We start from the raw sequence: 8,941 nt of genomic DNA on the forward strand, positions 1-8,941 counted from the left end.
GGAAAGGTCACGATGACTACTTCGAACGAACAGTTCGTCGCCGCACTCCGGTCCTCCCTCAAGGAGGTCGAGCGGCTGCGACAGCAGAACCAGCAACTGATCGCCGCGTCCCAGGAGCCCATCGCCATCGTCGGCATGGCCTGCCGGTTCCCCGGCGGGATCGGCTCGCCCGAGGACCTGTGGCGACTGGTGTCCGAGGGCACCGACGCCATCGGCCCGTTCCCCGAGGGCCGCGGCTGGCCCGAGGACCTGTACGACCCGGACCCGGCCCGGTCCGGCACCACGTACGCACGCGAAGGCGGATTCCTGTACGACGCGGACGCGTTCGACGCCGCGTTCTTCAGGATCTCGCCGCGCGAGGCCCTCGCCATGGACCCCCAGCAGCGGCTCCTCCTCGAAGTCGCCTGGGAGACCCTCGAGCGGGCCGGCATCGACCCGGTGTCGCTGCGCGGCAGCCGCACCGGCGTCTTCGTCGGCGGCAACGGGCAGGACTACCCGCTGCTCCTCACCGACCCCCCGAAGGAGGTCGAGGGCCTGCTCATCACCGGCAACGCGGGAAGCGTCGCCTCCGGCCGGATCTCGTACACCCTGGGCCTGACCGGCCCGGCCGTCACCCTCGACACGGCCTGCTCGTCGTCGCTGGTCGCCCTCCACCTGGCGGTGCAGGCCCTGCGCGCGGGCGACTGCTCGCTGGCCCTGGCCGCCGGTGTGACGGTGATGTCCACGCCGTCCGGCTACATCGAGTTCGCCCGGCAGCGGGGTCTCGCGCCGGACAGCCGGTGCAAGGCGTTCTCGGCGGACGCGGACGGTGTGGGCTGGGGCGAGGGCGTCGGCATGCTGCTCGTCGAGCGGCTGTCGGACGCGCAGCGCAACGGCCACCGCGTCCTAGCGGTAGTCCGCGGCACGGCCGTCAACCAGGACGGCGCCTCCAACGGTCTGACCGCGCCCAACGGGCCGTCCCAGCGCCGCGTGATCGGCCAGGCCCTCGAGAACGCCCGCCTGACCCCGGCCGACGTGGACGTCGTCGAGGCCCACGGCACGGGTACCCCGCTCGGCGACCCCATCGAGGCCGACGCGCTGCTCGCCACCTACGGCAAGGAACGCCCGGAGGGCCACCCTCTGCTCCTCGGATCGGTGAAGTCCAACCTGGGCCACACGCAGGCCGCCGCCGGCGTCGCCGGCGTCATCAAGATGGTCGAGGCCATGCGGCACGGCGTACTGCCGAAGACCCTGCACGTGGACGAGCCGACCTCCGAGGTCGACTGGTCCTCCGGGGCCGTGGAGCTGCTGACGGACGCGCGGGCATGGCCGGAGACCGGCCGCCCGCGCCGGGCCGGCGTGTCGGCCTTCGGGATCAGCGGCACCAATGCGCATGTGGTGCTGGAGCAGGCGCCTGAGGCTCCGGAGGAGGCTTCGACTCCCGGTTCGGAGGGTGCCGTTCCGGTCGTGACGCCGTGGGTGGTGTCGGGGCGTACGGCCGCGGCGCTGACGGACCAGGTGGCGCGGGTGCGGGAGTTCGCGGCGGGCTCGGATGCGCGTGCTGTGGACGTCGGTTGGTCGCTCGCTGTGACGCGGTCGGTGTTCGAGCACCGGGCGGTTCTGGTCGGGGACGAGGTGGTCGAGAGCGGTACCGCCGCCGGCTCTGGTCGCCTGGGTGTGGTGTTCACGGGTCAGGGGTCTCAGCGGGCCGGTATGGGCCGTGAGCTGTACGAGGCGTTCCCCGTGTTCGCGGAGGCGTTCGACGAGGTGCTGTCTCATCTGGATCCGTCGCTGCGGGACGTGATCTTCGCCGGTCAGGGCCTGGACGAAACGGCCAACACTCAGCCTGCTCTGTTCGCCCTCGAAGTCGCCCTGTTCCGCCTCGTTGAGTCGTGGGGTGTGAAGCCGGAGGTCCTGGCCGGTCATTCGATCGGTGAGATCGCCGCTGCCCATATCGCTGGTGTGCTGTCGCTGGAAGACGCCTGCACCCTCGTCTCCGCTCGCGGGCGCCTGATGCAGGCCCTGCCTGCCGGTGGTGCGATGGTCGCCGTCCAGGCCTCCGAGGAGCAGGTTGCTCCGCTGCTGGCCGGCCGCGAGGCTGAGGCCGGTATCGCCGCCGTCAACGGCCCCACCTCCGTGGTCATTGCCGGTGTCGAGTCGGTGGTGTTGGAGATCGCCCAGTCTCTGGGGGTGAAGTTCAAGCAGCTCACGGTCAGTCATGCGTTCCACTCGCCTCTGATGGAGCCGATGCTGGACGACTTCCGTCAGGTTGTCTCGGGTCTGACGTTCAACTCGCCGCAGATTCCTATCGTTTCGACGGTGACCGGTCTCGCGGCCACCGCTGAGGAGCTGCAGTCGGTCGAGTACTGGGTCGAGCACGTGCGTCGCCCGGTCCGTTTCGCCGACGCCGTGCGCACCCTCGAAGTCCAGGGTGTGGAGGTCCTGCTGGAGCTCGGCCCCGACGGCGTCCTGTCCGCGATGGCGGCCGACTCCGTCGACGTCCCGGCCGTCCCGGTCCTCCGTAAGGGCCGCCCCGAGCCCGAGCAGCTGGTCGCCGCCCTCGGCCGTGCCTTCGCCCACGGCGTGAACGTCGACTGGTCCGCGTACTACGAGGGTTCGGGCGGCCGTCGCGTCGACCTGCCCACGTACGCCTTCCAGCGCCGCCGATTCTGGCCCGATGTCACCTTCGCCTCCGGGTCGCCCCGTACGTCGTCGTCCGCCCTTCTCGACGGCGGCGACGGCGCGGAAGAGGGGTCCGGAGTGACCGTCCCGGTGTTCGCCGGGCTGACCGGAGCCGAGCGGCTCGCCGCACTGCGCGAGTTGGTGCGCGTGCAGGCGGCGGCCGTCCTCGGGCACTCCGGGGAGGACAGCATCGGCGACCGGGAGACGTTCACGGAGCTGGGCTTCAACTCCATCACGGCCACGGAGCTGCGGGACCGGCTGCGCGCGGCGGCCGGGCTGCGGCTGAGCGCGGCCGATGTCTTCGATCACCCGACCGTCGAGGCGCTGGCCGTCAAGCTCGCCGTCCTGTCGGACGAGCAGTCCCCGGGCAGCGACGGCGAGTCGTCGGCGGCGCCGCCGCCGCCCGAGGGTGCGGGGCCGCTGGTCGCCATGTTCCAGCAGGCGTGTGTCGAGGGCCGCGCCCCGGAGGGACTGCGGTTCCTCGCCGCGGCGTCCCGCCTGCGCGCCGGCGTGTCCCCGGCGGAGGCGACCACACAGGCGCCGCCGGTGCGGTACGCGGACGGGGACGAGGCGGGACCGGTCCTGGTGTGCATGCCGTCGTTCGTGGCGCCGGCGAGTCCGCTGCAGTACGCCCGATTCGGCGGGGAGTTCCGCGGCCGTCGCACCGTGCGCGCTCTGCACCTGCCGGGCTTCGAGGACGGTGAGAGCCTGCCGGACACGCTGGAGGACGCGGTGCGCCGGCATGTGGAGGCGGTGCGGCAGGCGGCGGACGGGCGGCCCTTCGTCCTCGTCGGCTACTCGTCCGGCGGCTGGCTGGCGCACGCCGTGGCCGAGGCGCTGGAGGCCGACGGCACGGGGCCCGCGCCGGCCGCCCTGGTGCTCCTCGACACGTACCTGCCGGGTGCCGAGGAGACCACCGAGCTGCAGTCCACGCTGTTCCAGGAGCTTGCCGTCCGGCCGGAGCTCGTCGCGATGGTGGACGACACGAAGCTGATGGCGATGGGCCGGTACCTCGGCCTGTTCGAGACGTGGACGCCGGGCAGGACGGCCACTCCGACGCTGGTCGTGCGGGCGGCCGACTTCCTCCTCGAGCCGGGCACCACGCCGTTCGCGAGTGCCCGGAGCGGCTGGCCGCTGCCGCACACCGAGGTGGTCACGTCCGGCAGTCACCTGACGATCATCGAGGACTTCGCCGACACCACCGCCAAGGCCGTGGAGAGGTGGCTCGCCGACCTTTCCTGACCGGTGCCGGCAGGCATCCCCTCCGTCCCGGCCGGCCAGGCCACCCCCTCCGCCCTGGTCGGCCGGGCCACCCCGGCCGCCCCCTGCGCGGCCCCATGACTTGCACGAGACAAAGAGAAGGGACTTCCCGTGACCGTTCAAGCGGGCGGAGTCGATCTGCTCAGCTGGAGTTTCGTCCAGAACCCCTACAGCACGTACGGAAAGCTCCGCGAAGAAGGAGTCGTGCGCCGGCACATCGTCAAGACACTGGCGACGGAACTGAACGCGTGGGTCGTCACCGATTACGACAACGCGCGTGCTCTGCTGGCCGATCCGCGGCTGTCGAAGGACGCGGTGAACCTTCCCGCTGTCGTGAACGCCCAGTCCGTCGACCCGGAGGCCTCGGCGACGGAGCATCCGCGCAGCATGCTGTTCAGCGACCCGCCGGAGCACACTCGGCTGCGGAAACTGATCGGCCGGGCGTTCACCATGCGGCGCGTCGAGAAGATGCGCCCTTGGATCGAGCAGACCGTGGACCGGATGCTCGACGGGATAGTGCCCGGCGAGGAATTCGACCTCGTCGAGGACATCGCGCTCGCGCTGCCGATCTATGTGATCGGAAACCTCCTCGGTGTTCCCGAGGAGAGGTTCGACGACTTCAAGCGGTGGAGCGGGGCGCTGGCCAGCGTCGACATCTCCGCCGAGGACAAGCAGAAGGCGGTCGGCGAGGCGTTCGGCTATCTGGCCCGGCTCGTCGAGGAGAAGCGGGCGAATCCCGGCGACGACATGGTGTCCGCGCTGATCGAGGCGGACGACGACGGTGTCCGCCTGGACGGCACCGAGTTGATGTCGACGATCTTCCTGGTCATGAACGCCGGGTACGAGACGACCGCCAACATGATCAGCAGCGGGGTGCTGAGCCTGCTGACCCACCCGGACCAGCGGGAACTGCTGCGCTCCGACATCGGTCTCGTGCCCGGCGCGGTCGAGGAGTTCCTGCGGTACGAGAGCCCGCTGAACCTGTCGACGATCCGGTACACGACCAGCCCGGTGCCCGTCGGTGACGTCACCATTCCCGAGGGCGAGATCGTGTTCATCGCCCTGATGTCGGCGAACCGCGATCCCGCCAAATTCGCCGAGCCGAATGCGCTGGACGTGACGCGCGCGGCCAACTCGCACCTGTCGTTCGGGCACGGAGTGCACCGCTGCCTGGGTGCGCCGCTGGCGCGCCTCGAGGGCGAGATCGTGTTCCGCAGGCTTCTCGAGCGTTTCCCGCACTGGGAGCCGGCGGCCGACCCGGCCTCTCTGGAATGGCGGTACACGGCACAGTTCCGGGGCCTGGAACGGCTCCCGGTCCGCATGAGCTGAAACAAAGCACCCGAACAGAGCACCCGAAGCAAAGCCGCTGAAGCAAGCACCCGAAACAAAGAACACCCAAAGAAAACGAGGACGATCGACATGGGCATGGGCAAGGACGTGGTGAACCGGTTCTTCGAGGCCGGTCTGCGGGACGACATCGAAGCGGCGACCGCCTGTTTCACGGACGACGGCCGCTGGATCATGGCGGAGGGCAAGGAGCCGGGCACGACGTACACCAGGCCGGAGATCCCCGGATTCCTGGAGAAGATCATCGGAGTCCGCAAGGAATACGAGGCCAAGGGCATCACCCTCGAATACGGCGAGCTGCTCGAGGTCGAGGACAGGGTGATCCTCGAATTCTCCGTCAAGTCACCGGAGGGCGAGACCCTCGACCGCGCCGTGGACATCTTCACCATCCGCGACGGAAAGATCGCCGTGAAGGACGTGTTCCGCAAGGCGTGAACCGCCACCCCGGACGGCGGCATCGACAGACAGTTCTGTGAAAGGCCTTATTTCCATGACCACCGCACCTTCCCTCGACGAGCTCTGGATCAGGAGCTTCCATCCGGCGCCCGATGCCGCCGTCCGCCTGGCCTGCTTCCCCCACGCCGGTGGCTCGGCCAGCTTCTTCTTCCCCGTGTCCCGGGCGCTGTCGCCGGACGTGGACGTCCTGGCGGTTCAGTACCCGGGGCGCCAGGACCGGCGCTCGGAGCCGGTCGTCACCGACGTCACCGTGCTCGCCGAACAGGTCGCCGACCGGCTGTCGGCCGCGGCCGACAGCCGGCCGCTGGCCCTGTTCGGGCACAGCATGGGATCGCTCGTCGCGTTCGAGGTGGCCGACCGCCTCCAGGACCGCGGCATACCCGTCGCCGCGCTGATCGTGTCCGGCCGCCGCGCGCCCCACCTGCACCGCGAGGACGACGTGCACAAGCGGTCCGACGACGGACTGGTCGCGGAACTGCGCGAGTTGAGCGGCACGGACTCCGGGCTGCTGGGCGACGAGGAGATCCTCCGGATGATCCTCCCGGCGATCCGCGGCGACTACCAGGCCGTCGAGACGTACCTGCGCCGCGCCCCCGCCCGCCTCAGCTGCCCCGTTCTCGCCCTGGTCGGGGACAGCGACCCGCGGGTCGACCCCGACGACGTGCGCGGCTGGGCCGACCACACCACCGCCGGGTTCGACCTGAAGGTCCTGCCGGGCGGCCACTTCTACCTCGTACGGGAACAGGCCGCCGTGCTCGCGGCCATCAGGGAACGTCTCCGCACCCTGCCCCTGGCCGGCTGACGGAAGGCACACATGACGTACGAGACACGAGGCCCCGCCGGGCCGTCCGGGCGTCGGCCCGGATCCGGCTCGCTGGCCGCCATCAGCGACCTCCACGTCCACTACCCGGAGAACCGGCGGATCGTGGAGGGCCTGCGGCCCGAGTCCGACCAGGACTGGCTGCTCGTCGCCGGTGACGTCGGCGAGATCGTGGACGAGGTCGCGTGGGCGCTGGAACTGCTCTCCGGCCGGTTCGCGAAGGTCGTCTGGGCGCCCGGGAACCACGAACTGTGGACCCCGCGCGAGGACTCCGTGCAGCTGCGCGGAGAACAGCGCTACCGCCATCTGGTCGACCTCTGCCGCTCCCTGGGCGTGGCCACCCCGGAGGACCCCTACCCGGTGTGGGAGGGGGACGACGGCCCGCTGGTGATCGCCCCGCTGTTCCTGCTGTACGACTACACCTTCCGGCCGCCCGGCGTGACCTCCAAGGAGGCCGCACTCGAACGGGCCGAGAAGGCGGGCGTCGTCTGCACCGACGAGTTCCTCCTCCACCCCGACCCCTACGCCAGCCGGGAGGAATGGTGCCGGGCCCGCCTCGCGCTCACCGAGGCACGTCTGGCGGCGCTCCCGCCCGACGCCCGTACCGTCCTGGTCAACCACTTCCCGCTGGTCCGGGACCCCACCGAGGTGCTGTGGCGGCCCGATTTCGCCCTCTGGTGCGGCACCGAGGCGACCGCCGACTGGCACCTCCGGTTCCGCGCGGCCGCCGTGGTCTACGGGCACCTCCACATCCCGCGGACCATCCGCAAGGACGGTGTGCCGTTCGAGGAGGTGTCGCTCGGCTACCCCCGCGAATGGGGGCGCCGCGCCACCCCGCCCGGACGGCCGGTCCGCATCCGGCCCGCCATCCCCGCGACCCTCCCGGACGTCACATGATCGAGGAACTGCTGCCCGCCGCCATCGCGGCCCGGGACAGCTTCGACGACCTGCCCGACTCCGTGCTGTACGACGAGGAAAGGGCGCTCGTCGCCGACAGCGCGGAGGAGCGCCGCCGCGAATTCGCCACCGTGCGCGGCTGCGCCCGCGACGCCCTCGCCGCGCTCGGGGTACCGCCCGCGCCCATCCTGCCGGGCGTACGGGGCGCGCCCGGCTGGCCCGACGGCATCGTGGGCAGCATGACCCACTGCGCCGGCTACCGGGCGGCCGCCGTGGCCCGCGTCGCCGACCTGGTGTCCCTCGGCATCGACGCGGAACCCAACCGGCCCGTCCCCAACGCCGGGACGCTCGCCCTGATCACCGTTCCGGAGGAGCGCCGGTGGCTGTCGCACTGGTCGGCGCGCCGGCCCGACGTCTGCTGGGACCGGCTGGTGTTCAGCGCGAAGGAGAGCGTCTACAAGGCGTGGTTCCCGATCACGGGCCGCTGGCTCGAGTTCGAGGATGCCCTGATCACGGTCGATCCGGACGCCGGCACCTTCCACGCCCGCCTGCTGGTGCCCGGCCCCGTGGTCGACGGCACCCGGCTGACCGGTTTCGACGGCCACTGGATGGCCCGGCGGGGCCTGTTGCTCACCGCGATCGCTCTGCCGGTCCTCGACCGCGCGCGCCACACCCCGGCCCGCGACGGTCTCGACTCCGCCAACCACCCGCTGACGAGGAGTACGTAGCGATGTCCCTGTCCGACGAGATCCCGAGCGAGCCGACCGACGCCCGTGGCCGTGTGGCCGAGCTGCATGCCCTGCGCGAGGAGGCGCGGCGTGGGCCGAGCGACCGGGCGACCGAGGCGCAGCATGCCAAGGGCAAGCTGACGGCTCGTGAGCGTATCGAGCTGCTGCTCGACCCTGGTTCGTTCAGTGAGGTCGAGCAGTTGCGCCGGCATCGCGCGCAGGGTTTCGGCCTGAAGGCGAAGAGGCCGTACACCGATGGTGTGATCACGGGCTGGGGCACGGTCGAGGGCCGTACGGTCTTCGTCTACGCGCACGATTTCCGGATCTTCGGCGGGGCGCTGGGTGAGGCTCACGCGACGAAGATCCACAAGATCATGGACATGGCCATCGCGGCGGGTGCGCCGCTGGTGTCCCTGAACGACGGTGCGGGCGCCCGTATCCAGGAGGGTGTCTCGGCGCTGGCCGGTTATGGCGGCATCTTCCAGCGCAACACGCGTGCTTCGGGTGTCATCCCGCAGATCTCGGTGATGCTCGGCCCGTGCGCGGGCGGGGCTGCGTACTCGCCCGCTCTGACGGATTTCGTGTTCATGGTGCGGGAGACCTCGCAGATGTTCATCACGGGTCCGGACGTGGTGAAGGCGGTGACGGGCGAGGAGATCACCCAGAACGGCCTGGGCGGGGCGGACGTGCACGCCGAGACCAGCGGTGTGGCGCATTTCGCGTATGACGACGAGGAGACCTGCATCGCGGAGGTGCGCTACCTCCTGTCGAT

7 protein-coding genes are annotated in these 8,941 nt (G+C 70.8%); all 7 read left to right on the top strand.

Features of this window, described 5'->3' with window-relative positions:
- Positions 1-12: 12 nt before the first annotated feature.
- The gene (locus ACZ4VI_RS21945; protein ID WP_468001484.1) at positions 13-3,903 is read left to right on the top strand and encodes a type I polyketide synthase; all 3,891 of its coding nucleotides are present in this window, start codon (positions 13-15) and stop codon (positions 3,901-3,903) included.
- 129 nt (positions 3,904-4,032) lie between these two features.
- Positions 4,033-5,250: a cytochrome P450 family protein gene (locus tag ACZ4VI_RS21950; protein ID WP_468001486.1), complete on the top strand. Its 1,218-nt coding sequence runs from the start codon at positions 4,033-4,035 to the stop codon at positions 5,248-5,250.
- A gap of 90 nt (positions 5,251-5,340) precedes the next feature.
- On the top strand, positions 5,341-5,703 hold the full coding sequence (locus tag ACZ4VI_RS21955; protein WP_468001488.1) for a nuclear transport factor 2 family protein: 363 nt from the start codon (positions 5,341-5,343) through the stop codon (positions 5,701-5,703).
- A 55-nt stretch (positions 5,704-5,758) separates the two neighbouring features.
- Positions 5,759-6,526, top strand: coding sequence for a thioesterase II family protein (locus ACZ4VI_RS21960; RefSeq protein WP_468001490.1), 768 nt, complete (start codon positions 5,759-5,761; stop codon positions 6,524-6,526).
- 12 nt (positions 6,527-6,538) lie between these two features.
- Positions 6,539-7,441: a metallophosphoesterase family protein gene (locus ACZ4VI_RS21965; RefSeq protein ID WP_468001491.1), complete on the top strand. Its 903-nt coding sequence runs from the start codon at positions 6,539-6,541 to the stop codon at positions 7,439-7,441.
- A complete protein-coding gene (locus ACZ4VI_RS21970; RefSeq protein WP_468001493.1) occupies positions 7,438-8,169 on the top strand; it encodes a 4'-phosphopantetheinyl transferase family protein in 732 nt (243 codons plus the stop codon). The genes ACZ4VI_RS21965 and ACZ4VI_RS21970 overlap by 4 nt, the downstream gene beginning before the upstream one ends.
- A 2-nt stretch (positions 8,170-8,171) precedes the next feature.
- Positions 8,172-8,941: acyl-CoA carboxylase subunit beta (locus tag ACZ4VI_RS21975; protein WP_468001495.1), on the top strand; the 770-nt coding region annotated here is incomplete at its 3' end.

It is taken from the genome of Streptomyces sp. NPDC029169 (assembly GCF_055563935.1).